At 58.4% G+C, this 23,595-nt stretch carries 38 protein-coding genes; 1 reads left to right on the top strand and 37 read right to left on the bottom strand.

From position 1 onward, the window contains the following. Window positions 1-3: 3 nt before the first annotated feature. The 23 genes from ACR0EF_RS17750 to rpmC all read right to left on the bottom strand — a co-directional run bounded on the left by ACR0EF_RS17750 (window position 4) and on the right by rpmC (window position 13,628). Window positions 4-1,389, bottom strand: coding sequence for a trypsin-like peptidase domain-containing protein (locus ACR0EF_RS17750; RefSeq protein WP_170373362.1), 1,386 nt, complete (start codon window positions 1,387-1,389; stop codon window positions 4-6). A gap of 171 nt (window positions 1,390-1,560) precedes the next feature. Next, window positions 1,561-1,986, bottom strand: coding sequence for a 50S ribosomal protein L17 (rplQ, locus tag ACR0EF_RS17745; protein ID WP_093965383.1), 426 nt, complete (start codon window positions 1,984-1,986; stop codon window positions 1,561-1,563). Between the two features lie 118 nt (window positions 1,987-2,104). Beyond that, entirely contained in the window at window positions 2,105-3,121 is a 1,017-nt protein-coding gene (locus tag ACR0EF_RS17740; protein WP_170343465.1) for a DNA-directed RNA polymerase subunit alpha, read from the bottom strand. A 116-nt stretch (window positions 3,122-3,237) separates the two neighbouring features. Next, the gene (gene rpsK / locus ACR0EF_RS17735) at window positions 3,238-3,627 is read right to left on the bottom strand and encodes a 30S ribosomal protein S11 (protein ID WP_008757289.1); all 390 of its coding nucleotides are present in this window, start codon (window positions 3,625-3,627) and stop codon (window positions 3,238-3,240) included. A 15-nt stretch (window positions 3,628-3,642) separates the two neighbouring features. Beyond that, window positions 3,643-4,011 carry a 30S ribosomal protein S13 gene (gene rpsM / locus ACR0EF_RS17730; RefSeq protein ID WP_093965378.1) on the bottom strand — a complete coding sequence of 123 codons (369 nt, stop codon included), beginning with the start codon at window positions 4,009-4,011 and terminating at the stop codon, window positions 3,643-3,645. A gap of 199 nt (window positions 4,012-4,210) precedes the next feature. Next, a complete protein-coding gene (locus ACR0EF_RS17725; protein WP_170343464.1) occupies window positions 4,211-4,855 on the bottom strand; it encodes an adenylate kinase in 645 nt (214 codons plus the stop codon). Beyond that, on the bottom strand, window positions 4,852-6,216 hold the full coding sequence (gene secY / locus ACR0EF_RS17720) for a preprotein translocase subunit SecY (protein WP_093965375.1): 1,365 nt from the start codon (window positions 6,214-6,216) through the stop codon (window positions 4,852-4,854). Before secY ends, ACR0EF_RS17725 begins: the two co-directional genes overlap by 4 nt. 109 nt (window positions 6,217-6,325) lie before the next feature. Further along, complete coding sequence (rplO, locus tag ACR0EF_RS17715; protein ID WP_170342955.1) at window positions 6,326-6,799, bottom strand: 50S ribosomal protein L15; 474 nt, start codon at window positions 6,797-6,799, stop codon at window positions 6,326-6,328. A 149-nt stretch (window positions 6,800-6,948) separates the two neighbouring features. After that, window positions 6,949-7,779, bottom strand: coding sequence for a hypothetical protein (locus ACR0EF_RS17710; RefSeq protein ID WP_254434037.1), 831 nt, complete (start codon window positions 7,777-7,779; stop codon window positions 6,949-6,951). 184 nt (window positions 7,780-7,963) lie between these two features. Beyond that, the gene (locus ACR0EF_RS17705; RefSeq protein WP_170343462.1) at window positions 7,964-8,179 is read right to left on the bottom strand and encodes a DUF1127 domain-containing protein; all 216 of its coding nucleotides are present in this window, start codon (window positions 8,177-8,179) and stop codon (window positions 7,964-7,966) included. Between the two features lie 150 nt (window positions 8,180-8,329). Further along, complete coding sequence (locus ACR0EF_RS17700; RefSeq protein WP_170372865.1) at window positions 8,330-8,785, bottom strand: SRPBCC domain-containing protein; 456 nt, start codon at window positions 8,783-8,785, stop codon at window positions 8,330-8,332. Further along, entirely contained in the window at window positions 8,778-9,113 is a 336-nt protein-coding gene (locus ACR0EF_RS17695) for an ArsR/SmtB family transcription factor (protein WP_170342961.1), read from the bottom strand. The genes ACR0EF_RS17700 and ACR0EF_RS17695 overlap by 8 nt, the downstream gene beginning before the upstream one ends. A 235-nt stretch (window positions 9,114-9,348) precedes the next feature. Further along, the gene (gene rpmD, locus ACR0EF_RS17690; protein WP_093965366.1) at window positions 9,349-9,537 is read right to left on the bottom strand and encodes a 50S ribosomal protein L30; all 189 of its coding nucleotides are present in this window, start codon (window positions 9,535-9,537) and stop codon (window positions 9,349-9,351) included. Between the two features lie 12 nt (window positions 9,538-9,549). After that, entirely contained in the window at window positions 9,550-10,113 is a 564-nt protein-coding gene (gene rpsE / locus ACR0EF_RS17685; protein WP_093965365.1) for a 30S ribosomal protein S5, read from the bottom strand. A 114-nt stretch (window positions 10,114-10,227) separates the two neighbouring features. After that, window positions 10,228-10,587 carry a 50S ribosomal protein L18 gene (rplR, locus tag ACR0EF_RS17680; RefSeq protein ID WP_010437103.1) on the bottom strand — a complete coding sequence of 120 codons (360 nt, stop codon included), beginning with the start codon at window positions 10,585-10,587 and terminating at the stop codon, window positions 10,228-10,230. An 11-nt stretch (window positions 10,588-10,598) separates the two neighbouring features. Continuing rightward, on the bottom strand, window positions 10,599-11,132 hold the full coding sequence (rplF, locus tag ACR0EF_RS17675; RefSeq protein ID WP_170373361.1) for a 50S ribosomal protein L6: 534 nt from the start codon (window positions 11,130-11,132) through the stop codon (window positions 10,599-10,601). An 11-nt stretch (window positions 11,133-11,143) separates the two neighbouring features. After that, window positions 11,144-11,536: a 30S ribosomal protein S8 gene (rpsH, locus tag ACR0EF_RS17670; RefSeq protein WP_170373360.1), complete on the bottom strand. Its 393-nt coding sequence runs from the start codon at window positions 11,534-11,536 to the stop codon at window positions 11,144-11,146. A gap of 13 nt (window positions 11,537-11,549) precedes the next feature. After that, complete coding sequence (gene rpsN, locus ACR0EF_RS17665) at window positions 11,550-11,855, bottom strand: 30S ribosomal protein S14 (protein ID WP_068340744.1); 306 nt, start codon at window positions 11,853-11,855, stop codon at window positions 11,550-11,552. A 19-nt stretch (window positions 11,856-11,874) separates the two neighbouring features. Next, on the bottom strand, window positions 11,875-12,435 hold the full coding sequence (gene rplE, locus ACR0EF_RS17660) for a 50S ribosomal protein L5 (protein WP_170373359.1): 561 nt from the start codon (window positions 12,433-12,435) through the stop codon (window positions 11,875-11,877). Further along, window positions 12,428-12,739, bottom strand: a complete 312-nt coding sequence (gene rplX / locus ACR0EF_RS17655) for a 50S ribosomal protein L24 (protein ID WP_068340764.1) — start codon at window positions 12,737-12,739, stop codon at window positions 12,428-12,430. Before rplX ends, rplE begins: the two co-directional genes overlap by 8 nt. Before the next feature lie 2 nt (window positions 12,740-12,741). Further along, window positions 12,742-13,110: a 50S ribosomal protein L14 gene (gene rplN / locus ACR0EF_RS17650; RefSeq protein ID WP_008757934.1), complete on the bottom strand. Its 369-nt coding sequence runs from the start codon at window positions 13,108-13,110 to the stop codon at window positions 12,742-12,744. A gap of 76 nt (window positions 13,111-13,186) precedes the next feature. Continuing rightward, window positions 13,187-13,417, bottom strand: a complete 231-nt coding sequence (gene rpsQ / locus ACR0EF_RS17645) for a 30S ribosomal protein S17 (protein ID WP_170342963.1) — start codon at window positions 13,415-13,417, stop codon at window positions 13,187-13,189. A gap of 4 nt (window positions 13,418-13,421) precedes the next feature. Then, the gene (gene rpmC, locus ACR0EF_RS17640) at window positions 13,422-13,628 is read right to left on the bottom strand and encodes a 50S ribosomal protein L29 (RefSeq protein ID WP_093965352.1); all 207 of its coding nucleotides are present in this window, start codon (window positions 13,626-13,628) and stop codon (window positions 13,422-13,424) included. Between the two features lie 305 nt (window positions 13,629-13,933). Here rpmC and ACR0EF_RS17635 point away from each other — a divergent pair, with 305 nt between their 5' ends. Next, complete coding sequence (locus tag ACR0EF_RS17635; RefSeq protein WP_170373358.1) at window positions 13,934-14,527, top strand: thermonuclease family protein; 594 nt, start codon at window positions 13,934-13,936, stop codon at window positions 14,525-14,527. A 16-nt stretch (window positions 14,528-14,543) separates the two neighbouring features. Here ACR0EF_RS17635 and ACR0EF_RS17630 read toward each other — a convergent pair whose 3' ends face one another. From ACR0EF_RS17630 to ACR0EF_RS17565, 14 genes are all read right to left on the bottom strand, one after another. Continuing rightward, entirely contained in the window at window positions 14,544-15,164 is a 621-nt protein-coding gene (locus tag ACR0EF_RS17630) for a 2OG-Fe(II) oxygenase family protein (protein ID WP_170373357.1), read from the bottom strand. Window positions 15,165-15,239: 75 nt separating this feature from the next. After that, window positions 15,240-15,641, bottom strand: coding sequence for a YybH family protein (locus ACR0EF_RS17625; protein WP_170373356.1), 402 nt, complete (start codon window positions 15,639-15,641; stop codon window positions 15,240-15,242). Between the two features lie 126 nt (window positions 15,642-15,767). Continuing rightward, window positions 15,768-16,181 carry a 50S ribosomal protein L16 gene (gene rplP, locus ACR0EF_RS17620; protein ID WP_005980704.1) on the bottom strand — a complete coding sequence of 138 codons (414 nt, stop codon included), beginning with the start codon at window positions 16,179-16,181 and terminating at the stop codon, window positions 15,768-15,770. A gap of 12 nt (window positions 16,182-16,193) precedes the next feature. Then, entirely contained in the window at window positions 16,194-16,904 is a 711-nt protein-coding gene (rpsC, locus tag ACR0EF_RS17615) for a 30S ribosomal protein S3 (protein WP_093965346.1), read from the bottom strand. Continuing rightward, window positions 16,904-17,284, bottom strand: a complete 381-nt coding sequence (rplV, locus tag ACR0EF_RS17610) for a 50S ribosomal protein L22 (RefSeq protein ID WP_039538267.1) — start codon at window positions 17,282-17,284, stop codon at window positions 16,904-16,906. The genes rpsC and rplV overlap by 1 nt, the downstream gene beginning before the upstream one ends. Window positions 17,285-17,287: 3 nt before the next feature. Further along, complete coding sequence (rpsS, locus tag ACR0EF_RS17605; protein ID WP_005980699.1) at window positions 17,288-17,566, bottom strand: 30S ribosomal protein S19; 279 nt, start codon at window positions 17,564-17,566, stop codon at window positions 17,288-17,290. 3 nt (window positions 17,567-17,569) lie between these two features. Beyond that, the gene (gene rplB, locus ACR0EF_RS17600; RefSeq protein ID WP_093965344.1) at window positions 17,570-18,412 is read right to left on the bottom strand and encodes a 50S ribosomal protein L2; all 843 of its coding nucleotides are present in this window, start codon (window positions 18,410-18,412) and stop codon (window positions 17,570-17,572) included. 751 nt (window positions 18,413-19,163) lie between these two features. Next, entirely contained in the window at window positions 19,164-19,703 is a 540-nt protein-coding gene (locus ACR0EF_RS17595) for an ImmA/IrrE family metallo-endopeptidase (RefSeq protein WP_170373355.1), read from the bottom strand. Further along, the gene (locus ACR0EF_RS17590; protein WP_170373354.1) at window positions 19,700-20,059 is read right to left on the bottom strand and encodes a helix-turn-helix domain-containing protein; all 360 of its coding nucleotides are present in this window, start codon (window positions 20,057-20,059) and stop codon (window positions 19,700-19,702) included. Before ACR0EF_RS17590 ends, ACR0EF_RS17595 begins: the two co-directional genes overlap by 4 nt. Window positions 20,060-20,242: 183 nt before the next feature. Next, on the bottom strand, window positions 20,243-20,539 hold the full coding sequence (locus tag ACR0EF_RS17585; RefSeq protein ID WP_093965341.1) for a 50S ribosomal protein L23: 297 nt from the start codon (window positions 20,537-20,539) through the stop codon (window positions 20,243-20,245). Further along, a complete protein-coding gene (gene rplD, locus ACR0EF_RS17580) occupies window positions 20,536-21,153 on the bottom strand; it encodes a 50S ribosomal protein L4 (RefSeq protein ID WP_170342972.1) in 618 nt (205 codons plus the stop codon). Before rplD ends, ACR0EF_RS17585 begins: the two co-directional genes overlap by 4 nt. After that, window positions 21,150-21,875, bottom strand: coding sequence for a 50S ribosomal protein L3 (rplC, locus tag ACR0EF_RS17575; protein ID WP_170343454.1), 726 nt, complete (start codon window positions 21,873-21,875; stop codon window positions 21,150-21,152). Before rplC ends, rplD begins: the two co-directional genes overlap by 4 nt. 18 nt (window positions 21,876-21,893) lie before the next feature. Further along, on the bottom strand, window positions 21,894-22,208 hold the full coding sequence (gene rpsJ / locus ACR0EF_RS17570) for a 30S ribosomal protein S10 (protein WP_008756422.1): 315 nt from the start codon (window positions 22,206-22,208) through the stop codon (window positions 21,894-21,896). 222 nt (window positions 22,209-22,430) lie between these two features. Continuing rightward, window positions 22,431-23,378, bottom strand: a complete 948-nt coding sequence (locus ACR0EF_RS17565) for an aldo/keto reductase (protein ID WP_170343453.1) — start codon at window positions 23,376-23,378, stop codon at window positions 22,431-22,433. Between the last annotated feature and the right edge of the window lie 217 nt (window positions 23,379-23,595).

Below are 23,595 nucleotides of genomic sequence, written 5' to 3'. Positions count from 1 at the left end.
CCGTCAGAGCCTGAACCGCAACGACACAGGCTTGCCACCGCGCACCAGGTCGATCTGCACCCGCCGCCCCGGATCGCGCAACGCCCGAACGATGTCGCGCGGGCGTTCAGCATGTCGCCCGTTCACGGCATTAATGACATCGCCGGGCCGCAAGCCGGCCCGAGCACCATATGGGCCGGGGTCGACCACGACCACCCCGGTCTGCGACAGAAGCAGGCCCATCTTGGCAATCATTGCCGGGTTGATGCGCGCAACCGTCATACCCGGCAGAACCGTGCGATCGTCCAGAGTGGTTTCCTCGGCCGGAGGCGTCTCGGGCGCGGGCACCAGATCGACGCTGACCTCAGCACGCTCGCTACCGCGGAGCCGGGTCAGAACGGATGTCCCACCAAAACCCGCCACAGACATGCGGAACTTCATCTCAGCCGGAGAATTCACCTCTTCGCCGTCCACATGCGTGACGATGTCCCCGACCCGCAGGCCGGCCTCGGCCAACGGGCTGAGCGGATGGAGGTCCGAGATCACAACGCCTTGCGGCAACGAAAGCCCAAGGGATTCGGCGATGTCGGCGCTCATGGTCTGTCCGGCCATACCCGCCCAAGGGCTGACGAAACCATCGTTTCCTTCCTGGGCCTGCCGCAGAAACTCTGCGACCAGATTGGCCGGAATGGCGAAGCCAATCCCATTGGATCCACCCGACCGCGTCAGGATCGAGGTGTTGATGCCGATCAGGTCACCATTCACGTCGATCAGGGCGCCACCGGAATTGCCCGGGTTGATGGGCGCGTCTGTCTGGATGAAATAGCCCCGTGCATTGCCAGTGGCGGTGCCAGACCGCGCCAGCCCCGAGATGATGCCAGACGACACGGTCTGCCCCACGCCGAACGGGTTGCCGATGGCCAGGGCCAGTTCCCCCACCTCGACATGGTCAGAATCCCGCAGACGCAGAAACGGCAGTCCCTGCGCGTCCCGCAGGCGCAGGATGGCGATGTCGCTTTCCTCGTCGCCCAGAACGACCTCGGCCTGGAACTCGCGACGATCCGTGGTCACGACCCGGATCTCGGTCGCGGTGCCGACAACGTGATAGTTCGAGACGACATAGCCGTCCTCGGTCAGGATGACGCCCGACCCCAGCGAGTTTTGCACCCGCGGCCGCGGTGCACCGAACCCACCGCCGAAAAAGTCGCGAAAGAACGGATCCGTGAAAATCGGACTGCTGCGTCCAGGCCGGACGATCTTGGCATAGATGTTCACCACCGCCGGGGCCGCCTTTTTGACCACCGGGGCAAAACCCATCGAAATCTCGACCTGTGACTGAGGAACCCGTGTCTCGGCACCGGCATGGGTGGCCAGTGTCATCAGGCATACGGCCAGGATCGTGCGTATCATGACAGCTCCGTTCATCATCCGCCGAAGATATGCGGAGGTCGGCACGCGAATGCAATAGAGCACGCGAAACCTTGCCGCTGCCATGTCCGCCGTGAGCGAGGCGATCCACAAGAAAAAGCCCCTGACCGGGATATCCGGACAGGGGCCTTGAAGCGGCAATGCAGCCGGTTCTTATTCTTCGTCAACGTCCACTTCTTCGGCGGCGACGCGGGCCTTGTCGGCTGCGCCTTTGGCGTCGATGTCACGATCAACGAATTCGATGATCGCCATCGGAGCCATGTCGCCATAGCGGAAGCCAGCTTTCAGGATACGGACATAGCCGCCCTGACGGTCCTTGTAGCGCGGGCCCAGAACCTCGAACAGCTTGGCGACGTCCTTGTCTTCCTTCAGCTGAGCTGCGGCCTGACGGCGGGCGTGCAGATCGCCGCGCTTGCCCAAGGTGATCAGTTTTTCAACGATCGGGCGCAGTTCTTTTGCCTTGGGCAGGGTCGTCTTGATCTGTTCGTGCTCGATCAGCGAGCCGGCCATGTTCGAGAACAGGGCCTTGCGGTGCTCATGAGTACGGTTCAGGCGGCGGTAACCACGTGCGTGACGCATTTTTCAATTCCTTCTTTCGCGTTTTGCTTTGTCTGGCCGGCGATGCGTGTCACCGGCTCTCCTTGGGGCGGAAATGCCCATACGGTCCCCGGCAGCCCGGGCATTGGAGAAGACGCGCTTAGAACGCGTCTTCGAATTTCTTCGCCAGATCTTCGATGTTGTCGGGCGGCCAATCCTCGACATCCATGCCGAGGTGCAGACCCATGCCGGACAGCACTTCCTTGATCTCGTTCAGCGACTTGCGGCCGAAGTTCGGGGTGCGCAGCATCTCGGCTTCGGTCTTCTGGATCAGGTCGCCGATGTAGACGATGTTGTCGTTCTTCAGGCAGTTCGCCGAACGAACCGACAGTTCCAACTCGTCCACTTTCTTCAGCAGCAGCGGGTTGAACTCCAGACCATCGTCCTCGTCCTGGCGACCGGCCGATTCCGGCTCGTCGAAGTTGACGAAGATCGACAGCTGATCCTGCAGGATGCGGGCGGCGAAGGCCAGCGCGTCCTCGGGCGTGATCGAGCCGTCGGTTTCGATCTTCATGGTCAGCTTGTCATAGTCCAGAACCTGGCCTTCACGGGTCGGCTGAACGTCATAGGCGACTTTCTTGACCGGCGAGTAGATCGCGTCGATCGGGATCAGGCCGATGGGCGCATCTTCGGGCTTGTTCTTCTCGGCCGAGACATAGCCTTTGCCGGTGTTGACGGTCAGTTCCATGAACAGCTCGGCGCCATCGTCCAGGTGGCAGATGACGTGATCACGGTTCAGAACCTCGATGCCGGCGCTTTCGCTGATATCACCGGCGGTGACAACTGCGGGGCCTTTGGCATTGATCGACAGGCGCTTGGGCCCTTCGACTTCCATGCGCAGAGCGACCTGCTTGAGGTTCAGGATGATGTCGGTGACGTCTTCACGAACGCCTGCGACCGAGCTGAACTCGTGCAGGACGTTGTCGATCTGGACGCTGGTGATGGCGGCGCCTTGCAGCGAGCTCATCAGAACACGGCGCAGCGCGTTGCCCAGGGTCAGACCAAAGCCACGCTCAAGCGGCTCTGCAAACAGGGTTGCCTGCCGCGCGGGATCGTTGCCCGGCTTGCCTTCCAGTTGGGTCGGCTTGATCAATTCTGCCCAATTCTTGTGGATCATGTAATCCCTCCATTCCTGTCTGCGCCCCATGACCAATCAGGTGCAGACGCCCGAGGTTTCAAAACGGCGAACCGGGGCCGTGTAAAAACACGGCCCCAGCCTGGTAATTCGATCGGTTAGACGCGGCGGCGCTTCGGCGGGCGGCAGCCATTGTGGGCGATCGGGGTCACATCGCGGATCGACGTGATGTTGAAGCCCACGGCAGCCAGCGCACGCAGAGCCGATTCACGACCCGAACCGGGGCCCTGAACTTCGACTTCCAGCGTCTTGACGCCATGTTCCTGCGCCTTCTTGCCTGCATCTTCTGCAGCCATCTGAGCGGCGTAGGGGGTCGATTTCCGCGATCCCTTGAAGCCCATGGTGCCGGCCGACGACCACGAAATGGCGTTGCCCTGCACGTCCGAGATCAGGATCTTGGTGTTGTTGAAGGTCGAATTCACATGGGCGACGCCCGATGCGATGTTCTTACGCTCTTTGCGCTTAACGCGAGTCTTGTCACGTGCCATCAGTCAGACCCTCCCTTATTTCTTCTTACCAGCAATGGCCTTTGCGGGGCCTTTGCGGGTACGAGCGTTGGTGTGGGTACGCTGACCGCGAACCGGCAGGTTGCGGCGGTGACGCAGACCGCGATAGCAGCCCAGGTCCATCAGACGCTTGATGTTCATCTGAACTTCGCGACGCAGGTCACCTTCGACGGTGAAGTTCGCGTCGATGTATTCGCGGATGGCCAGAACTTCGGCATCAGACAGTTCATTGACGCGACGGGTCGTGTCGATGCCAACGGCTTCGCAGATCGCTTTGGCCGAGGTGTTGCCGATACCGGTGATATATGTGAGGGCGATTGGTACCCGCTTTGCAGTCGGGATGTTTACGCCGGCAATACGTGCCACGTGTCACTTTCCTTTCGTTGCGGTTCCGTAATTCCAGAACCTTTTTTCACAACGCCTAACCGTGGCAGTGTGGCCAGAGGGTTCAGCATTATACGAGGTGGTCTATACAAGCGGAACGAATCCCGCGTGCGCGATTGATTCCCCAAAGGGATGGGGGTCGATATGGGCTTTTGCGCTTGGCGTCAAGCCCTTTGCAAGCTTAACCCAATATGGCTGCGATCGAGGCTCGGACTTCCTTGATGTCCGCCAGCCCGTTCACCGGTCGAAGATCGCCCTTGGCGTAGTAATAGCCAATCAACGGCGAGGTCTTCTTGTAATACTCCATAAGCCGGGTGCGCAGGCTTTCCTCGTTGTCGTCGGCACGACGGACGAAATCGTTTTCTTTGCCGCAATTGGTGCATTTACCATCGGCCGGGATCGGTTTGGTCTTGTCATTGTAGACCTCGCCGCAACCGCCACAGGTCGACCGGGCAGTGATCCGATCAACCAGGGCCTCGTCATCCACGCGCATTTCGATCACGGTGTGCAGCGACTGGCCCAGCTTGGTCAGAAGAGCCGACAAGGCGTCAGCCTGGGCCAAGGTGCGCGGGAAGCCGTCGAAGATGAAGCCAGCGCCCTTTTCGGTGGTTAGCTTCTCTTCGATCAAGCCAATCACGATCTCGTCGGTGACAAGCTTGCCCGCGTCCATGATCGCGGCCACCTTCTTGCCCATTTCGGTTCCCGAGCTGCGGGCCTCGCGCAGCATGTCACCGGTGCTGAGCTGGATCATGCCCCGCGTTTCAACCAGGTGACGTGCCTGCGTACCCTTGCCTGCCCCCGGGGGGCCCAGAAGAATGATATTCATCGACGAGCGGGTCCCTTCCTGCCGCGTTTCTTGCCTTTACCGCGCAACTGGGACTTTTCGATCAGCCCTTCGTATTGATGCGCCAGCAGGTGGCTCTGAACCTGTTGGATTGTGTCCATGGTCACAGAGACGATGATTAGAACCGAGGTGCCGCCGAAATAGAACGGGATGGCGAACTGGCCGCGCAGAATTTCAGGCAGCAGGCAGACCGCCGCCAGATAGGCCGAGCCCAGAACCAGTACGCGGTTGACCACGTATTCCAGATACTCGGCGGTCTTCTTTCCGGGACGGATGCCGGGCACGAAACCGTTCTGCTTTTTCAGGTTGTCCGCCACGTCATCCGGTTTGAACGACACGTTGAACGTGTAGAAATACGCAAAGAACACGATCATCGAAGCGAAGAACAGCAGGTACAGCGGCTGTCCCGGTCCGAAATTGGCCAGCAGCCACGACATGATCGGTCCGTTCGCCGCACCCGACGAGAAGGTCGATATCGTGACCGGCAGCAGCAGCAGCGAGCTGGCGAAGATCGCCGGAATCACGCCGGCCGGGTTGACCTTTACCGGCAGGTGGCTCGAGCCGCCTTCATAGACTTTCATGCCGACATTGCGGCGCGGGTACTGGATGTGGATCTTGCGCAGCGCGCGTTCCATGAACACCACGAAGGTGATAACGGCGATCACCATCACGATCACGCCGACGATCACGGCCGGGCTGATCGCGCCCGAACGGCCCGAGGCCAGGAACTGGGCCAGCGCAGCCGGAACCTCGGCGATGATGCCGACAAAAATGATCAGCGAGATGCCGTTGCCGATGCCGCGCGCGGTGATCTGCTCACCCAGCCACATCAGGAACATGGTGCCACCGACCAGAGTGATCATCGTCGACAGGCGGAAATACAGGCCCGGATCAGTGGCCAAATCGCCCGATTCCAGCGAAACCGCCAAGCCATAGGCCTGAACGGTGGCCAGCGCGACGGTGCCGAAACGGGTGTACTGGTTGATTTTCTTGCGGCCCTGCTCGCCCTCTTTCTTGAGTTGTTCGAGCGCGGGCACCATCGAGGTCAGCAGCTGTACGATGATGGATGCCGAAATATAGGGCATGATGCCGAGGGCAAAGATACCCATCCGCCCCAGCGCCCCGCCGGTGAACATCGAAACCATCCCACCGATGCCCTGCCCCGCCTGTTCCATGAACTCGCGCAGCGCCTGACCGTCGATCCCCGGCACCGGAATGAAGGTGCCCAGACGATAGACGATCAGCAAACCCAGCGTGAACAGGATGCGGTTGCGCAGATCGGTGGCCTTGCCCAGAGCAGCCCAGCTTGTGTTGGCTGCCATTTGTTCTGCTGCTGATACCATAAATCGGTCTCTCTTATGAAAACGCCGCCCGGAACCGTTTTCCGGCTCGGGCGGCGTCTTGGAAAACTCTGAGGTCTATGTAAGCGGGTCGGCGCCCGCTCACAAGCGCTTACTCTGCCGCAGCGGCTTTTGTGACCTTCAGTGAACCGCCCGCTTTTTCCACGGCTTCGATCGCCGCTTTCGACGCGCCGGTCACTTCGAGGTTCAGCTTGGCGCTGATTTCGCCTTTGGCCAGAACGCGGATACCGTCCAGCTTGCGGCGCACCAGACCCGAGGCAACCAGTGCGTCCTCGGTGATGGCCGATTTAACGTCCAGTTTGCCGGCGTCGACGAATTTCTGGATCAGGCCCAGGTTGATGACGGCAAATTCCTTGCGGTTCGGCTTGTTGAAGCCGCGCTTGGGCAGGCGCTGATACAGCGGCATCTGGCCGCCTTCGTAGCCGTTGATGGCCACACCCGAACGAGATTTCTGGCCTTTGATACCGCGGCCACCCATTTTACCCTTGCCAGAGCCGGGACCACGGCCAACGCGGGTGCGTTTCTTGACGGCGCCGGGATTGTCGCGCAATTCGTGCAGTTTCATGTCGCTTCTCCTAAGCCGGATATGACCCCGAAGCGTGATGGGCCAAACACGGCATTTCTTGGTTTTGATTCTCGTGGCAAACACGCCACCGGAGCGCAGTACAGCCTCGCGCCCCGAGTTGCAAGTTTTGATTGCCCGGCAGCAGCGGCTCAGTCGTCGCGGCCAGCAATGGGCGCATCTTGGGGCACAATTCCATGTTTGGCCACAAGTCGCCCGACCAGGCTGTCGGGATGTGGTATTCCACCGTGGTTCTTGCGCATGATCGCCCGCATCCGGCGCCCGTATAGATGGATCGAGACGGTATCCTCGTGAAAAAACCGGTCAAGATTTTCGTTCGGCCGGGCAAGGGCCCGGCGCCGCGAAAAGTTGATCGGGTAAAAAACATGCTCTGGCAGGGCGTATTTTATCTCGCCTGTTTCCTTCAGCGCCCAGGTGAATGCCTTTGGCCCCCACACGCCCCACAACGCCTCGGGAACGTTGGTCGGGTTCCCGGCGTCCCGCGCCTCTTCCAGCGGTCGGCGGTGGCGCGGCGGTAACCAAGGAGGAATAAGGTAGGGATCATTCGTGTACTCGATCAGCTTGGCCAGAGTTTCACTGTCCTGCGGCAGGCCCAGAACCCCAATCGCCACCTCACCCTCGAGATACCCATAGTAATGACCATTCGCCGTTGAATAGGGTTTCAGGCAATAGGCATCGGTGTCGGCCCAGATCAGGTCGGGCTCCTGAGCCAGCATCCGGTAGCGGAACTTGTCGGAATGCGGCGCGGGGCTATTGGTACGCTCATGCGTGATAAATTCGGAATCCGGCAGGATCTCGCGGGCATCACGGTGCTCGACACCCTCGGGGATGTTCGTCACATTGCTATAGGTATAAAGCCGCACGCTGTGGCCCATATCCAAGTACGACTGGATGCACAGCAGTTCCAAAAAACTGAGCGGCCCCTCGACCCACAGCATTGCAATCTGGAAGTCCCGTGCCATGTTCTGCCCTCTCTGCCCAATGTGTTCATGCCTTGACGGCTTGCCTGCATCGGAGTGACCCAATTCCCGGCGCCGCGCAACGTCGCAGTTGTGGTAACAAACATTTTCCTGCCCGTGTGGGATCCGTAAACACAAAAGAGGCGCCACTTGGGCGCCTCTGCTTCATATGTTGTCGTCCTGTATCTTACGAGCAGTAGGCATGCTCGCGGGCGATGTCGGCGATGTCGCACCGGCGGATGCCGATGTCGTTCAACTCGCGGTCGCTCAGACGCTGCAGCTCGGTATACGTGCGGGTGTACTCGCTGGCCCGGGCGCGGTTTTCTTTCACGCGCTCGATCAGGTTTGCGATACGGGCGGTCAGGTTGAAGCCGCCATGTGTCAGGGTCGCTGTGTGTGCCATTATCTCATTTCCTTTCGAATGTCGGGGCGTATTCCCCGATGTCACTTACTTGGTTCCTGTCTTGGACAGGGTTGAGATAGGTACTTCGGTTACCGCTAACAACGATGGTTTTGGACTGGCCGCTATGCATTTTTGGCATGGCGGCGTCAATCAGGAGTGACCGCTACTGGCCGCAAGCCGGGACAGGTTGTCCAAAGCAGCAGACCAGCCACCTTTGTAGTCCTGAAACAGTTCTGGCCCGGCCAGGCTTGTGATCTGCAACGTGACGCGCAGCGTACTGCCACGGCCATTCGGCAGGATTTCGTGGCCGCACAGCGAGACCGAGACCAACTCTCCTTGAATGACAAGTGTTTCGGTCAATGAAAGAAACTCCGGCGAGACTACGTGGAACAGGCTGGTCGTATTGAACTCGGGCGCCTCTTTCGGTCCACACCGCGTTTCCTCACGGCCTCCGGGTCGACAGTCGAACACATCGATCAAAACTACGCTTTCATCGTCTGGTGCGGCCCATTTCTGGCGCAACTCGCGGTCGGTCAACACCTGAAACAGCCGGTCGGGAGCGCAGGCAATCTCGCGTTCCAGGATCAAAGTTTCGTAATCAGCCATCGTCGGATTCCTTCTCAATTTGCTCGGCAAGTGCAGACAGGCGATCCAGCCGGCCTTCCCAGAGGTGACGTTGTTGTTTCAACCAACCTTCCGCCTCGGCGATCGGGGCGGCTTCGATATGCAACATGCGAACCCGACCGATCTTCTCCGAACGGATCATTCCAGCGGATTCCAGTTTGCCGAGATGCTTCAGAAACGATGGCAGCGCCATGTCGTGCGCTTCGTGCAGCTCGGACACGGCCGCTGGGCCAGTGATCAGCCGCTCGATCACGGCACGCCGGGTCGGATCGGCCAGCGCAGAAAAAAAAGTATCGAGTTTGTTAGCCATAAGGCTAAGTATTTCAACGCACCACCCGCGTCAAGAAAAAGTTAGCCGTTTGGCTATGTTTTAATTTCAGGGTCAGGACGGAGGGCAAAAAGGTGTCTACCTGCAAATTCCTGGCCAGGCCTTGCCCTAGTTCACCGCAAAAGGCGGTCTTCCGACATTCCGCGCAGGCGACGGCCAAAAATGAAAACGCCCCCGATCAGATCGGAGGCGTTCATTAGGCTTTCGAAGTTGGCGCTCAGCCGCGCTCTTCGATGATCTCAACCAGATGCGGGATCTTGTTGACCATGCCGCGGATCGACGGAGTGTCTTCCAATTCGCGGGTCTTGTGCATCTTGTTCAGGCCCAGACCGATCAGGGTTGCGCGCTGTTCGGCGGGGCGACGGATCGGCGAACCGATCTGCTTGACGACGATGGTTTTTGCCATTGCTCGCTCTCCTTACGCTTCGGCTTCAGCCGGTGCTTCATCCCGCTTGGGCAGGATATCGGCGACCTTCTTGCCACGACGCGCGGCAACCGAACGCGGGCTCTGTTCTTTCTTCAGGCCGTCGATGGTGGCTCGGATCATGTTGTACGGGTTCTGCGAGCCCAGCGACTTGGACACAACGTCCTTTACGCCCAGCATTTCGAACACGGCACGCATCGGACCACCGGCGATGATACCGGTACCTTCCGGTGCGGTGCGCATGACCACTTTACCGGCGCCGTGACGGCCCTCGATGTCGTGGTGCAGGGTCCGGCCTTCGCGCAGCTGCACGCGGATCATCTGACGCTTGGCTTGCTCGGTCGCCTTGCGGATGGCTTCAGGTACTTCTTTCGCTTTACCTTTGCCAAAGCCCACGCGGCCTTTCTGATCGCCAACAACCACCAGAGCGGCGAAGCCAAAGCGCTTACCACCTTTTACGGTTTTCGACACGCGGTTGATTGCGACCAGACGATCGGCAAATTCCGGTGCTTCTTCACGGTCGCGGCCACGGCCCCGACGGTTTTCACGTTCTGCCATTTGGCATCCCTTTTCTCATGTGGCGCTTGACGCCGTTTTCTTCAATCCAAGTGAGCCTCGACCGACGCCGAGGCCCCCGGATCATCGGGGCGGATCGAAACCCGCCCACAGGTCTTAGATTTTCAGGCCGCCTTCACGCGCAGCGTCGGCAACTGCCTTCACCTTGCCGTGGAACAGGAAGCCGCCACGATCGAAATAAGCCTCTTCGACGCCGGCCTTCTTGGCCCGCTCGGCGATGGCTGCGCCCACTTTGGTGGCCGCTTCGACGTTGTTCTTGCCAACAACACCCAGATCCTTTTCCAGGGTCGAGGCCGAGGCCAGGGTCACGCCACGTACGTCGTCGATCAGCTGAACGGAGATGTTCTTGTTCGAACGGTGTACGGACAGACGCGGACGACCCGCGTTGACCTTGCGAAGTTTGTTCCGAACGCGCAGGCGGCGCTTCAGAAACAGGGTTCTTTTGCTGTTTGCCATTGTGTTCGTCCTTACTTCTTCTTGCCTTCCTTGCGGAAGATGAACTCGCCCTTGTAGCGGATGCCCTTGCCTTTGTACGGCTCGGGACGGCGCCATTCGCGGATTTTGGCCGCGACTTCGCCCACCTGCTGCTGGTCGATACCTTCCACAACGATTTCGGTCTGCTTCGGCGCGGTGATGGTGACACCTTCCGGAGCAGTGAAATCAACATCGTGGCTGTAGCCCAGGTTCAGCTTCAGGGTATTGCCCTGCATCTGAGCCCGGTAACCAACACCCTGGATCTCCAGCTCTTTTTTGAAGCCTTCGGTCACACCGGTTACCAGATTGGCAACCATGGTGCGGCTCATGCCCCACTGCTGGCGGGCACGCTTGGACATGCCACGGGGGTCGATCTTGACCACGTTGTCTTCAACCGACAGCGTCACGTCGTCGGTGGCGGTGAAGCTGCGGGTGCCTTTCGGACCTTTGACTTCGATGGTCTGACCCGACACAGAGGCGGTAACGCCGCTGGGCAGCTCGACCGGTTTTTTACCAATACGAGACATTGCAGACCTCCTTAGAAGACGGTGCAGAGCACTTCGCCGCCAACATTGTTGGAGCGAGCGTTTGCGTCCGACATCACACCTTTCGGAGTGCTGACAATCGACACGCCCAGACCCTGACGGACCTGTGGGATGTCATTGACGCCCATGTAGACGCGACGACCGGGTTTCGAAACCCGCTTCAGCTCGCGAATGACAGGAGTGCCTTCGTAGTATTTCAGGCTGATTTCGATGGCCGGATGACCGTTTGCACCGGTCGTCTTTTCATAGCCACGGATGTAGCCTTCGTCCGCCAGCACGTCCAGAACCCAACCGCGCAGCTTGGACGCCGGGGTGGAAACGGTGGACTTGCCGCGCATTTGCGCGTTACGGATACGGGTGAGCATATCGCCGATAGGATCATTCATATCTATGTCTCCCTTACCAGCTCGATTTCACCATGCCGGGGATCTGACCAGCAGAACCCAGCTCGCGCAGCGCGATACGGCTTACCTTCAGCTTACGGTAGTAAGCGTGGGGACGACCGGTCAGCTGACAACGGTTGTGTAGACGGGTAGCCGAGCTGTTGCGCGGCAGTTTCGCCAGTTTCAGACGCGCTTTGAAACGCTCTTCCATCGGGCGGCTCTCGTCATTCGCGATTTCTTTCAGCTCGGCACGCTTTGCGGCATATTTGGCCACCAGGCGTTCGCGCTTCTTCTCGCGTTCGATCATTGCTTTTTTAGCCATGTCTCAATCCTCCCGGCGCTTACGCGTTGAACGGCATGTTGAATGCTTTCAACAGGCTCTTCGCTTCAGCGTCGGTTTTCGCTGTGGTGGCAATTACGATATCCAGGCCCCAGACCTCATCGACCTTGTCGAAATCGATTTCCGGGAACACGATGTGCTCTTTCATGCCCATGGCAAAGTTGCCCTGACCATCGAAAGACGGCTTAACACCGCGGAAGTCACGAACGCGCGGCAGCGCGATGGTGATCAGGCGATCCAGGAATTCGTACATCCGGTCACCGCGCAGGGTCACTTTCGCGCCCAGCGGCATGTCTTCACGGACGCGGAAACCCGCGATCGACTTCTTCGCCTTGGTTGCAACGGCCTTTTGACCTGCAATAGCAGTCAGATCTTCGACAGCAGCTTTCGCTTTCTTCGAGTCTTTGACCGCCTCAGCACCACAACCGATGTTCAGAACGATTTTGTCCAGCTTGGGCAGCTGCATGTCGTTCTTGTAGCCGAACTCTTCTTTCAGAGCGGCACGGATGGTTTCAACGTACTGAGCTTTCAGACGCGGGATGTAGGTTGCGGAATCAAGCATCGATCACGTCCCCTGTGGTCTTCGCGAAGCGAACCTTCTTGTCACCTTCCATGCGGAAGCCAACGCGGGTTGCTTTGCCGTTCTTGTCCAGCAGCGCCAGGTTCGACAGCTCGATCGGGTTTGCCTGAGGCAGGCGACCACCTTGCGAGGTTTGAGACTGACGTGTGTGACGGATGGCAATGTTGATGCCTTCGACAACAGCTTTACCGGCTTTGGGGTCAACCGAGGAAATGGTTCCCTCTTTGCCCTTGTCCTTGCCGGCCAGCACGACGACCTTGTCGCCTTTGCGGAGTTTAGCAGCCATGATTACAGCACCTCCGGAGCCAGCGAGATGATTTTCATGAAGTTCTTGCCGCGCAATTCCCGAACAACGGGGCCAAAGATACGGGTACCGACTGGCTCGTTGTTATTGTTCAGGATGACGGCGGCGTTGCGATCGAAACGGATCGCTGTGCCGTCTTCGCGACGGACTTCCTTGGCGGTGCGTACGACGACAGCCTTACGGACGTCACCTTTCTTTACGCGGCCGCGCGGGATGGCTTCCTTCACCGAGACGACAATGATGTCGCCAACGGAGGCGTATTTACGCTTGGAACCACCCAGGACCTTGATGCACTGAACTCGGCGTGCGCCGGAGTTGTCAGCGACATCCAGATTGGTCTGCATCTGGATCATGTGGTTTCTCCCGACCTGTGGGGGCTGGTCTTGTTAAATCCCCCAGGGTTTCGACAAATGGAAAAGTCCCGGAGGCTTAGGCCTCCAGAACCTCCCAACGTTTCGTCTTCGATTTCGGCGCGCATTCGATGATGCGTACGGTGTCGCCGACCTTGAAGGCGTTCTTTTCGTCGTGAGCCCGGTATTTCTTGGACTTACGAACGGTTTTCTGCAGCAGAGGGTGCTTGAAACGGCGCTCGACCAGAACGGTGATGGTCTGTTCGTTGGCGTCGCTGGTCACGGTGCCTTGCAGGATACGCTTGGGCATCTGATTACTCCTCGGATGCCGCGGCAGCGGCCTTTTCGTTCAGAATGGTTTTGACGCGGGCAGCATTGCGGCGGGCCGCTTTGATACCAGCAGTGTTTTCCAGCTGACCGGTGGCCTGTTGAAAGCGCAGGTTGAAGCTTTCTTTCTTCAGGTTGGCCAGTTCCTCGCGGAGCTGGTCCGGGGTCTTTTCACGCAGTTCTTGGGCGTTCATCGCCTTTTCCTTTGCTCAAAACACCAGAAGGCCCCGTACACGGGTCACCTTGGACCTGGTGGATGAATGATAGACATGCGAATCGCCCGACAACGCCGGGAGACCGCAGGATGCCGCCGTATAAGGGTTTGGTGGGTGGGTGGCAAGAGGAAGTTTTGCAGCCAGAACCGGGCAACCAACGGGTCACGTCAGAACCTGACCACTTGCGCGTTGTCTTCTGTGGAAACGGGTTTGGCCGAAACTCAAAAGACACGTGAAACCCTTGAAGTATCTTCAGCCCGCTGACTTAGGAACGGTGGAAAAAAATGGAACTGGTTGTCCTAATTGGGTTTGCGGCACTTCTAGTTGTTTTAATATCAAGAAAGCCACGCTTTGTCGCCCGTCATAGAGGCCATCAAAAGCCTCCGCAAGCCTCCACACGGAAACGCGCAATCCCGCGACAACAGCCGAGTGTTGTTCCCTCCAACCGCGTTCTGACGGGGCGCGCCTATGTGATCGATGGCGACACAATCATTGTCCGTGGAACAAAGATCCGTCTAGCCGGCATTGATGCGCCCGAGCTGGACATGCCATGGGGCCTAAAGGCAAAGTGGACGATGGTCGAAATCTGCAAAGGTCAGGTGATTACCGTCAAGCTGAACGGCGAAACATCCTATGACCGGTTAGTTGGAATTGCATACCTACCCAATGGGCAGGACATCGGCGCGGAGCTGGTCAAAAGGGGGCTTGCGCTGGACCTGCCTTTCTTTTCACAGGGAAGGTATAGGCATCTCGAACCGACCGGCGCCAGAGAACGGCTGCGGAATGGGGCTTTCGGTCACGCATCGATTTCGGTTCGCAGGACGACGACAGTCGTCGCCTATGGGCGCAGATCAAACCGGCACAATGCCGGCAGTTAAATACGACCCAAGGAGTTCACTCCCACTTATAGTTAAAACTCACCGAAATCCGTTCTTCTTCGGCCATGTTCATGGGCACCTCGTGGCGCAGCCAGCTTTCCCACAGCAGAACGTCGCCGACCTTCGGCTTCATATAAATGAAGGGCTGCAATTCGCGTCGGGCGCCCTTGTGGCGCACCGGCGCGGCCATCATGCGGCCCGAGCGGGGGTCCTCCAGCTTCAGCGCGCTGGCGCCTTCCGGCATTGACACATAGGTCGTTCCAGAAATCACACTGTGCGGATGGATGTGGCTGGCATGCATTCCACCCTCGGGCAGGATGTTGATCCAAAGATCCTCCAGCTTCAATTCCCGGTCATCGAGATCAAACTCAAGGTCTTTTGCGAATGCAGCCACGTGCTGATCCAAAGTCTTCACCAAGTCCTGAAAGATCGGAAACCGCCAGGGCAGATCAGTCAACGAGGCATAGCTGGTGTAACCCGGATAGCCGTTTTTTTCGCACCACTCCTGCCCGGCCTCGTCATCCTCAGCAATGACAAGGCACGAGTTCTGCAGCTCCTCCGGATCGATCCTTGGATCAAACTCAGACAGAGCGGCGCGGTAGAGACGGGTAACGAAGAGTGATTCAATCTGTGCCATGGGCGTCCATTACCCTATTCGACGCCCAGGCGCGATAGAGGAACTTTCTTCGAATTTGGAAAACCCCTGCTGCTGTCACAAGTCAATATAGGGCAACGGGTCGCTGTGATGCGCGATCAGCTTCCACGCTCCACCTTCATGGCGATAGACATTCGTGCCGCGCATCCGGATACCGGCCCCATCGCCCTGCCCCGATGCCTCGGCGACATGATGCACAGTGGCAAGCGTATCCCCAACCACAACATGCCGGTTCAGCACTTTGATCGACCCGCCCAGATGCGCCCGACCCTGCGCGATCCAATCCTGATCCGTGACTTTCCACCCAACGTGGAACAGATCGGGTGACGGGCCCATATAGATGACATCGTCCGCATGCGACCACAGCGCCTCCATCGGTGCAACGTCACCCTCGAACATTGCGTTCAGTGCGGCAAAGAAGCCGTCGTCAATCTTTTCTATCTCTGACGTCGAAACCATTTGAGGCCCCCTGTTCTAGGCTTTTCCAAATTATCAAAAGCTGAAGCGGAGCCTAACCCAAACCATCCGAAAAACAAAAAACCCCGCCGGTTCGGCGGGGTTTTCTGAAGTCTTGGCAAGACCGGTTTACCAGTCCTCGCGGACCACCACGCGGGTCTTGATCGGCAGCTTCATCGCAGCCAGGCGCAGAGCCTCGCGCGCGATTTCATCGTTGACGCCGTCGATCTCGAACATCACGCGACCGGGCTTCACTTTGGCTGCCCAATAGTCGACCGAGCCTTTACCTTTACCCATACGGACTTCGGTAGGCTTCGAGGTCACGGGGGTATCCGGGAAGATCCGGATCCAGACGCGACCTTGACGCTTCATGTGACGGGTCATGGCACGACGCGCAGCTTCGATCTGGCGTGCAGTGACGCGCTCGGGCTGCAGAGCCTTCAGACCGTAGGTGCCAAAGTTCAGATCAGAGCCGCCCTTGGCTTCACCCTTGATCCGGCCTTTGTGCATCTTGCGGAATTTTGTACGCTTTGGTTGAAGCATATCTTTCCCTCCTTAGCGACGACCGCCACCAGCACCACGAGGTGCAGGGCCGTCCTGGAGTTCCTGTGCTTTACGGTCACGTGCCTGCGGATCGTGCTCCATGATCTCACCTTTGAAGATCCAGACCTTGATCCCGATGATCCCGTAGGGGGTCATCGCTTCGGCATGTGCGTAATCGATGTCGGCACGCAGGGTGTGCAGAGGCACGCGGCCTTCGCGGTACCACTCGGTCCGTGCGATTTCGGCGCCGCCCAGACGACCAGCGACGTTCACCCGGATACCCAGGGCGCCCATGCGCATGGCGTTCTGAACCGACCGCTTCATCGCGCGGCGGAACGAAACTCGGCGCTCCAGCTGCTGAGCGATCGACTCGGCAACCAGCTGCGCGTCGAGTTCCGGCTTGCGCACTTCGACGATGTTCAGGTGCAGTTCGCTGTCGGTCATCTGCGCGATTTTCTTGCGCAGAACTTCGATGTCCGCGCCTTTCTTGCCGATGATGACACCGGGACGCGCGGTGTGGATCGTGACGCGGCACTTCTTGTGCGGACGTTCGATGATCACACGGGCGATGCCGGCCTGCTTGCACTCTTTCTTGATGAACTCACGGATCTTGAGGTCTTCCAGCAGAAGATCACCGTAGTCCTTGGTATCTGCGTACCAACGGCTGTCCCAGGTGCGGTTGACCTGAAGGCGCATGCCGATCGGATTGACTTTATGTCCCATTAGGCTTGCTCCTCAACTTGACGCACCTTGATGGTGATCTCCGAGAACGGCTTCATGATCTTGCCGAAACGGCCACGGGCACGCGGACGACCGCGCTTCATGACCAGGTTCTTACCAACCCATGCTTCGGCGACGATCAGCTCGTCCACGTCCAGGTTGTGGTTGTTTTCGGCGTTCGCGATTGCGGACTGCAGGCACTTTTTTACGTCCTGCGCGACACGCTTGTTCGAGAAAGTCAGGTCGGTCAGAGCCTTCTCGACTTTCTTGCCGCGGATCATTTGCGCAACCAGGTTCAGTTTCTGCGGGCTGGTGCGAAGCATACGGGTTTTTGCCATTGCTTCGTTTTCAGCCACGCGGCGGGGGTTCTTTTCCTTGCCCATGACTTACTTCCGCTTCGCTTTTTTGTCTGCGGCATGGCCATAATAGGTCCGGGTCGGCGAGTACTCACCGAACTTCTGACCGATCATGTCTTCCGAGACGTTTACCGGGATATGCTTCTGGCCGTTGTACACACCAAAGGTCAGACCCACGAACTGGGGCAGAATGGTGGAACGACGCGACCAGATCTTGATGACTTCGTTGCGGCCCGACTCGCGCGCAGCTTCGGCTTTTTTCAGCACGTAAGCGTCGACGAAAGGACCCTTCCAAACAGAGCGAGACATGTCTTAACGCCCTTTCTTCTTGGCGTGCCGCGAGCGGATGATCAGCTTCTGGGACGCTTTGTTCTTGTTGCGGGTACGCTTACCCTTGGTGTCCTTACCCCAAGGCGTAACCGGCGTACGGCCACCCGAGGTCCGGCCTTCACCACCACCGTGGGGGTGATCGATCGGGTTCATGGCAACACCACGGACCGACGGACGCACGCCCTTGTGGCGCATACGACCGGCTTTGCCGAGGTTCTGGTTGCTGTTGTCGGGGTTCGACACGGCACCGACGGTGGCCATGCATTCTTGGCGCACCATGCGCAGCTCGCCCGAGCTCAGACGAATCTGGGCATAGCCGCCATCGCGGCCGACGAACTGGGCGTAGGTGCCCGCTGCACGCGCGATCTGACCGCCCTTGCCGGGCTTCATCTCGATGTTGTGCACGATGGTACCGATCGGCATGCCCGAGAACGGCATCGCGTTGCCGGGCTTGATGTCGGCCTTGGCCGAAGCGATGACCTTGTCGCCAACCGCCAGACGCTGCGGCGCCAGGATATAGGCCTGCTCGCCGTCGTCATATTTGATCAGTGCGATGAACGCGGTCCGGTTCGGGTCGTATTCGATCCGCTCGACGGTTGCCGCCACATCCAGTTTGTTCCGTTTGAAGTCAACGATCCGGTAGAGACGCTTTGCGCCACCGCCACGGCGGCGTGAAGTGATCCGTCCGGTGTTGTTCCGGCCGCCCGATTTGGTCAAACCCTCAGTGAGAGACTTGACCGGACGTCCTTTCCAAAGCTCCGAACGGTCGATCAGCACCAGCCCGCGCTGGCCCGGCGTCGTCGGTTTGTACGACTTGAGTGCCATGCTTTCTGTCTTCCGTTTAGCAAGCGCGAGGATCAATCCCCGCTATGTGAGAGGCCCCCGTAGGTGCCCAGGTTATAGGGCCCCGAAGGTCCCCGGTTGCAAATATCAGAGGCCCCGGAACGAATCCGAGGCCGCAAGATTGGGAGCGTTTAGCAGGGTTGGAGGAGGGTGTCTATAGGGGTTTTATAATTCCCCGATGCACACCCGAAGGCAGGTTTCCCCAAACCCCAAACAGAGACCTGCCGCGCCCTCACTTTTTCTTTTTGATGGATTCGACCACGTGAGTGGACTTTTTTGTTTGCGCACGTTTGACGGTTGTGAAGCGGCCAGTCTTTGCGCTGCGACCAATCTTAAAGGTTTTACGAGCCATTTTTACATTCCTTTCGGCAAGTTGATATGAATGGAGGGCGATGACTCGCCCACCAAGTTCTCTGTTTGCTGACCTACTCCGGAAGGAGGATTGGCCACGCCCGCAACCCGAACGCTTTCGCGTAGAGCCGCTGCCCGGTCTTTGGGCAGGTCCGCCAAGGGCGGAACACGTACCGGTAACCGGGCGGAGGAGTGAGTGAACGCTTCGTCATCACACCGTCCTTCATCGGGGCGTATCTTGCCATTTGACCCGAAGTGCGCTAAAAATCGGCCCTGCTACGAGACTGATTTGCGCTTTCGGGAGGCACTGCATCGTCAAGCCCCGGTTAGCACGATACAGAATTCGTTTGGAGGCTCGGGCTGCAACCTGAGCCTTCTTTCGTTACAACCTCCCTTTCTTATGCAGGTAAAGAAGGCGGTTGCGCGCCGCATCCCAAGAAACATTGAAACGCCTAATAAGATCGTCTTCCTGATCCATCGCCGTAATGAACTGCTCGGGCATCAGAATTTCCGCGGCAAATTGATTGGCTTGTGGTTCGGCGAGCCGAAAGTGCGGAGTGCCGTCACCTCGCTGCGAGCGGGCCATCGAAATATTCGTGTGCATTACCCAGTGACCGAGTTCGTGCGCAGTCGTAAACCGAGGGCGGGCCTGACCAGCCCAAACACCTTCATAGACATCATCCCGCAGCATGATGAAATCGCCATTGGGGCAGGTCAAACCCTCTGCGCCACACATTTCGGCTCGATCCCCCACTTCCAATCGAAGCAGTTCAAGCTTTTGATCAAGGACTTGCTCAATCAATTCGATCACTGGCAAGTGGGGCTCATTGGCGAGCCCCAAGTTGTGCCGGAGGTTGTCGGCAATACCGCCAATTTCCGGCCAACTGCGGGGAGGTACAATAAAGTCGTTAGCCTGAGTCATGGTTCGTCCTTCTTGCTGAGGATTTCGAAGATGCTCTTGAGCTCGTCCTCGGATAGTGAATCCATCCGGCGCGCCATTAAGCCGGCTGTGTCGCGGGCAAGTGGCGAGTTGGCCTCAACTGTAAAAGACTTGCGTGACCTGTCTGCCGCCTTGCGAAGCGCTTGGGCAGCATCTCCGACAAGATGATAAACAGAAATCACAAGATCTTCGAAGCCAGAGGGCGGGCTCTTGCTGCCGCGCTCGACGGCAGAGATGAACGCAGAGGATTTTTCAAGTCGCTTAGACATATCCAGAAGACGTTCACCCTCATCAATTCGTAGTTTCCGCAGCTCCTTTCCAATTTCAGTCGTTGTCATTGGTTCGCTCCTCATTGAGTATTCATGATATAACATCGGAGGTTGAGAATGTAAACCTTACTGGTTAATTTTCTGCACCTCATCGGGTTATTTCTTCACCAACACGGTTAACCTATCCCGGAGGTCAAAAAAAACCCCCGCCTTTCGGCGGGGGCCTTTTTCTCTCTCCAAAGACGGGTCCGGTCAGAGACCGGTGGTCACGTCGATGGTGTTGCCCTCTTCCAGGGTCACATAGGCCTTTTTGACGTCTTTCCGCTTGCCCAGCTGGCCGCGGAACCGCTTGACCTTGCCTTTGGTCACGGTGGTGTTTACCGCTTTGACCTTCACACCAAACAGCGCCTCGACGGCCTCTTTGATCTGCGGCTTGTTGCTGTCGATCGCGACCTCGAAGACAACCGCGCCGTTTTCGGACGCCATGGTCGTTTTCTCGGTGATGATCGGCTTGCGGATCACGTCGTAGTGTTCTGCCTTCGCGCTCATTTCAGTCGAGCCTCCAGTGCTTCGACACCCGCCTTGGTGAGCACCAGGGTGTCACGCTTGAGGATGTCATAGACGTTTGCGCCCATCGACGGCAGGATATCCAGACCTTCGATGTTGCGGGCTGCGCGGGCGAACCCTTCGTTCACGGTGGCGCCGTCGATGACCAGAGCGCGCTTCCAGCCCAGGTTTGCAACCTGCTTGGCCAGTGCGGCGGTCTTGCCTTCGGCTTCGGCGCTTTCGATCACGACCAGCTCACCGGCTTTGGCCTTGGCCGACAGTGCGTGGCGCAGGCCCAGCTTGCGGAACTTCTTCGGCAGGTCGTGGCCGTGCGAACGCGGGGTCGGACCCTTGTAGATGCCACCCTTGCGGAAGATCGGCGCGTTGCGGTCACCGTGACGTGCGCCACCGGTGCCCTTCTGGCGATAGATCTTCTTGGTCGAGTAGCTGGTTTCCGAGCGGGTCTTCACCTTGTGGGTGCCAGCCTGCGCGTTGTTGCGCTGCCAACGGACCACACGGTGCAGGATGTCCGCGCGCGGCTCCAGGCCGAACAGGTCCGCATCCAGCTCGATGTTGCCGGCTTTCTTGCCGTCCAGTTTGATTACATCAAGTTTCATGCTTCACCACCTTCCGCGGGTGCTTCTTCCGCAGGTGCTTCGGTTGCAGCCGATTTCACAGCAGCCGGGAAAGGCAGGCCTTCCGGTGCTTTCTTCTTGACGGCGTCCTTGACGGTAACCCAGCCCGACTTCGGTCCGGGAACGGCGCCTTTGATGAAGACCAGACCACGGTCGGCGTCGGTTTTGACGACCTCCAGGTTCTGGGTGGTAACACGGGCAGCACCCATGTGACCGGCCATCTTCTTGCCTTTGAACACCTTGCCCGGGTCCTGACACTGACCGGTCGAACCGTGCGAACGGTGGCTGATCGAAACACCGTGCGAGGCGCGCAGACCACCGAAGTTGTGGCGCTTCATTGCACCGGCAAAGCCTTTACCGATCGAGGTGCCCGAAACGTCAACTTTCTGACCAGCCAGGAAGTGATCTGCCGAAATCTCGGCGCCCACTTCGATCAGCGCGTCTTCCGACACGCGGAACTCGGCCAGCTTGCGCTTGGGCTCGACCTTGGCGGCGGCGAAGTGGCCGCGCATGGCCTTCGAGGTGCGTTTTGCCTTAGCAGCACCGGCGCCCAGCTGAACGGCGGTGTAGCCGTCTTTGTCAGCGGTACGCTGTGCAACAACCTGCAGGTTGTCCAAGTGAAGAACGGTCACAGGGATCTGCTTGCCGTCTTCCATGAACAGGCGGGTCATGCCGACTTTTTTTGCGATAATACCAGAGCGCATCATCAATACCCTCCGATCTTACGACTGCAGCTTGATCTCGACGTCCACACCAGCGGCCAGGTCGAGCTTCATCAGCGCGTCCACGGTCTGGGGGGTCGGATCTACGATGTCCAAGAGACGCTTGTGCGTACGGATCTCGAACTGATCGCGGGATTTCTTGTCAACGTGAGGGCCACGGAGAACCGTGAACTTCTCAATCTTGTTCGGCAGCGGGATCGGGCCGCGCACGTTCGCGCCGGTCCGCTTTGCAGTGTTGACGATCTCTTGCGTGCTGGCATCCAGGACGCGATAGTCAAATGCCTTCAGCCGAATACGGATGTTTTGGCTTTGCATATTTACAGCCTTTTTTCAGGCGTTGGAGTTGAGAGGAGGACGGGCGCTCATCGCCAACCCTCATCGAACCCAAAAGGCGGGAATCACCCCGCCTTCACGTTCTCACCGAGAACTCGCGCGGTTTAGTGGGGTTGGCGCTGTTTGGCAAGGGGGAAATGCCACCAAGTCCCAAATGCGGATTGTCCAACGAGCGTTGAGCCGCCGCGCTGAATCTTGAAGACCCTACCCGGCTTCAGGATCGTTTTGGGATTGCCCCAATTCCGCCAGCTCTGTCCAGACCGCATCCGGGATAGACCAGTCGGCCCATTCGAATGTCTGGTCCACGTGCTGCGGCCATGTCGCGCCGCAGATTGTCGAAGCTATATCTGCGTTTTTGACCGAGAATTGCAACGCTAGCGCCCCCAACGGGACATCGTAGCGGGAACAGAGACTCTCGACAGCACGAACCGGGCCCAGAACAGCTTCGGTTGCAGGCCGATATACGTAGAAATGATGAGCGGAACTTCCCTTGGCCAATATTCCTCCGGAATAAGGCGCCGCATTCAGAACGGTCACTCCCTTGGAACGCGCAAGTTCAATCAACGGAGCGGAATTCATGTTGACGACTGTATGCCTGTTGTGCGTCAGAAGGACGTCGAACTCACGATCGCGTAGCATAGGCATCAGGACGTCAATTCGACCACCGGCAAGCCCCACAGCTTTGGCCAAGCCCTCTTCCTTCATCCGAAACAGCTCATCAAGCGCGCCGCCCGTGCCGGTCACTTCGGAAAGATCTGCGGCGTATTCAGGGTCATGAAGGTGAAGAACATCCACCTGGTCGACGCCAAGGGCTTCAAGGCTTGCTTCAAGCGACCTTCGCGCTTGTGTCGCATCAAACCTGTTGCTCTCCATGTCGCGGTCCAGTTTCGTGGACAGAACCCGGCCCTCGGGCCACCCGCCCAGCTCACGAATGACTTGCCCGATACGTTCTTCGCTTCGGCCCAACGCATACCCGCGCGCTGTATCAATGAAGCCATCCGGACGTTGGAGAATTGTCCTGATGGTATCCAGTGCACGGCTTTCGTCTACTTCGTATCCATATATCTGTGGAATGCTTCCCAGCCCTGTTGAACCGAACCCTATTTGCGGCAACCTGACCCCAGTCCGGCCGATCTCAACATGCTTGGTCATCCCATTATCCTCCCCTACAGGACATTTCTGACTGCAATTGTGTCGAGGGGCGCCACTCAACGCAAGCTTGGCGTATTCGCGTGCGACACCAAGATGTGTGCAACCAATGTTTTGGGGACTTAACGAAAAAGGCCGCCCCGGATTGGGACGGCCTTCTTTGGTTTCTCACCGAGTTGCTTTCGGCTGGCTTCGCTTTGGAAAACCGCCTGCCGCAACC

It is taken from the genome of Ruegeria sp. CG8, assembly GCF_056537165.1.
Note: the sequence above shows the minus strand (reverse complement) of the source record. Positions and strands in the feature narration are given on the sequence as shown.

Excerpts from the sequence above, each read along its gene's own strand:
- ACR0EF_RS17750 (WP_170373362.1), bottom strand. The coding sequence starts at position 1,389 with ATGATACGCACGATCCTGGCCGTATGCCTGATGACACTGGCCACCCAT.
- rplQ (WP_093965383.1), bottom strand. The coding sequence starts at position 1,986 with ATGCGTCACGCACGTGGTTACCGCCGCCTGAACCGTACTCATGAGCAC.
- ACR0EF_RS17740 (WP_170343465.1), bottom strand. The coding sequence starts at position 3,121 with ATGATCCACAAGAATTGGGCAGAATTGATCAAGCCGACCCAACTGGAA.
- rpsK (WP_008757289.1), bottom strand. The coding sequence starts at position 3,627 with ATGGCACGTGACAAGACTCGCGTTAAGCGCAAAGAGCGTAAGAACATC.
- ACR0EF_RS17725 (WP_170343464.1), bottom strand. The coding sequence starts at position 4,855 with ATGAATATCATTCTTCTGGGCCCCCCGGGGGCAGGCAAGGGTACGCAG.
- secY (WP_093965375.1), bottom strand. The coding sequence starts at position 6,216 with ATGGTATCAGCAGCAGAACAAATGGCAGCCAACACAAGCTGGGCTGCT.
- rplO (WP_170342955.1), bottom strand. The coding sequence starts at position 6,799 with ATGAAACTGCACGAATTGCGCGACAATCCCGGCGCCGTCAAGAAACGC.
- ACR0EF_RS17710 (WP_254434037.1), bottom strand. The coding sequence starts at position 7,779 with ATGGCACGGGACTTCCAGATTGCAATGCTGTGGGTCGAGGGGCCGCTC.
- ACR0EF_RS17705 (WP_170343462.1), bottom strand. The coding sequence starts at position 8,179 with ATGGCACACACAGCGACCCTGACACATGGCGGCTTCAACCTGACCGCC.
- ACR0EF_RS17700 (WP_170372865.1), bottom strand. The coding sequence starts at position 8,785 with ATGGCTGATTACGAAACTTTGATCCTGGAACGCGAGATTGCCTGCGCT.
- ACR0EF_RS17695 (WP_170342961.1), bottom strand. The coding sequence starts at position 9,113 with ATGGCTAACAAACTCGATACTTTTTTTTCTGCGCTGGCCGATCCGACC.
- rpmD (WP_093965366.1), bottom strand. The coding sequence starts at position 9,537 with ATGGCAAAAACCATCGTCGTCAAGCAGATCGGTTCGCCGATCCGTCGC.
- rpsE (WP_093965365.1), bottom strand. The coding sequence starts at position 10,113 with ATGGCAGAACGTGAAAACCGTCGGGGCCGTGGCCGCGACCGTGAAGAA.
- rplR (WP_010437103.1), bottom strand. The coding sequence starts at position 10,587 with ATGGCAAACAGCAAAAGAACCCTGTTTCTGAAGCGCCGCCTGCGCGTT.
- rplF (WP_170373361.1), bottom strand. The coding sequence starts at position 11,132 with ATGTCTCGTATTGGTAAAAAACCGGTCGAGCTGCCCAGCGGCGTTACC.
- rpsH (WP_170373360.1), bottom strand. The coding sequence starts at position 11,536 with ATGAATGATCCTATCGGCGATATGCTCACCCGTATCCGTAACGCGCAA.
- rpsN (WP_068340744.1), bottom strand. The coding sequence starts at position 11,855 with ATGGCTAAAAAAGCAATGATCGAACGCGAGAAGAAGCGCGAACGCCTG.
- rplE (WP_170373359.1), bottom strand. The coding sequence starts at position 12,435 with ATGCTTGATTCCGCAACCTACATCCCGCGTCTGAAAGCTCAGTACGTT.
- rplX (WP_068340764.1), bottom strand. The coding sequence starts at position 12,739 with ATGGCTGCTAAACTCCGCAAAGGCGACAAGGTCGTCGTGCTGGCCGGC.
- rplN (WP_008757934.1), bottom strand. The coding sequence starts at position 13,110 with ATGATCCAGATGCAGACCAATCTGGATGTCGCTGACAACTCCGGCGCA.
- rpsQ (WP_170342963.1), bottom strand. The coding sequence starts at position 13,417 with ATGCCCAAGCGTATCCTGCAAGGCACCGTGACCAGCGACGCCAACGAA.
- rpmC (WP_093965352.1), bottom strand. The coding sequence starts at position 13,628 with ATGAACGCCCAAGAACTGCGTGAAAAGACCCCGGACCAGCTCCGCGAG.
- ACR0EF_RS17635 (WP_170373358.1), top strand. The coding sequence starts at position 13,934 with ATGGAACTGGTTGTCCTAATTGGGTTTGCGGCACTTCTAGTTGTTTTA.
- ACR0EF_RS17630 (WP_170373357.1), bottom strand. The coding sequence starts at position 15,164 with ATGGCACAGATTGAATCACTCTTCGTTACCCGTCTCTACCGCGCCGCT.
- ACR0EF_RS17625 (WP_170373356.1), bottom strand. The coding sequence starts at position 15,641 with ATGGTTTCGACGTCAGAGATAGAAAAGATTGACGACGGCTTCTTTGCC.
- rplP (WP_005980704.1), bottom strand. The coding sequence starts at position 16,181 with ATGCTTCAACCAAAGCGTACAAAATTCCGCAAGATGCACAAAGGCCGG.
- rpsC (WP_093965346.1), bottom strand. The coding sequence starts at position 16,904 with ATGGGACATAAAGTCAATCCGATCGGCATGCGCCTTCAGGTCAACCGC.
- rplV (WP_039538267.1), bottom strand. The coding sequence starts at position 17,284 with ATGGGCAAGGAAAAGAACCCCCGCCGCGTGGCTGAAAACGAAGCAATG.
- rpsS (WP_005980699.1), bottom strand. The coding sequence starts at position 17,566 with ATGTCTCGCTCTGTTTGGAAGGGTCCTTTCGTCGACGCTTACGTGCTG.
- rplB (WP_093965344.1), bottom strand. The coding sequence starts at position 18,412 with ATGGCACTCAAGTCGTACAAACCGACGACGCCGGGCCAGCGCGGGCTG.
- ACR0EF_RS17595 (WP_170373355.1), bottom strand. The coding sequence starts at position 19,703 with ATGACTCAGGCTAACGACTTTATTGTACCTCCCCGCAGTTGGCCGGAA.
- ACR0EF_RS17590 (WP_170373354.1), bottom strand. The coding sequence starts at position 20,059 with ATGACAACGACTGAAATTGGAAAGGAGCTGCGGAAACTACGAATTGAT.
- ACR0EF_RS17585 (WP_093965341.1), bottom strand. The coding sequence starts at position 20,539 with ATGAGCGCGAAGGCAGAACACTACGACGTGATCCGCAAGCCGATCATC.
- rplD (WP_170342972.1), bottom strand. The coding sequence starts at position 21,153 with ATGAAACTTGATGTAATCAAACTGGACGGCAAGAAAGCCGGCAACATC.
- rplC (WP_170343454.1), bottom strand. The coding sequence starts at position 21,875 with ATGCGCTCTGGTATTATCGCAAAAAAAGTCGGCATGACCCGCCTGTTC.
- rpsJ (WP_008756422.1), bottom strand. The coding sequence starts at position 22,208 with ATGCAAAGCCAAAACATCCGTATTCGGCTGAAGGCATTTGACTATCGC.
- ACR0EF_RS17565 (WP_170343453.1), bottom strand. The coding sequence starts at position 23,378 with ATGACCAAGCATGTTGAGATCGGCCGGACTGGGGTCAGGTTGCCGCAA.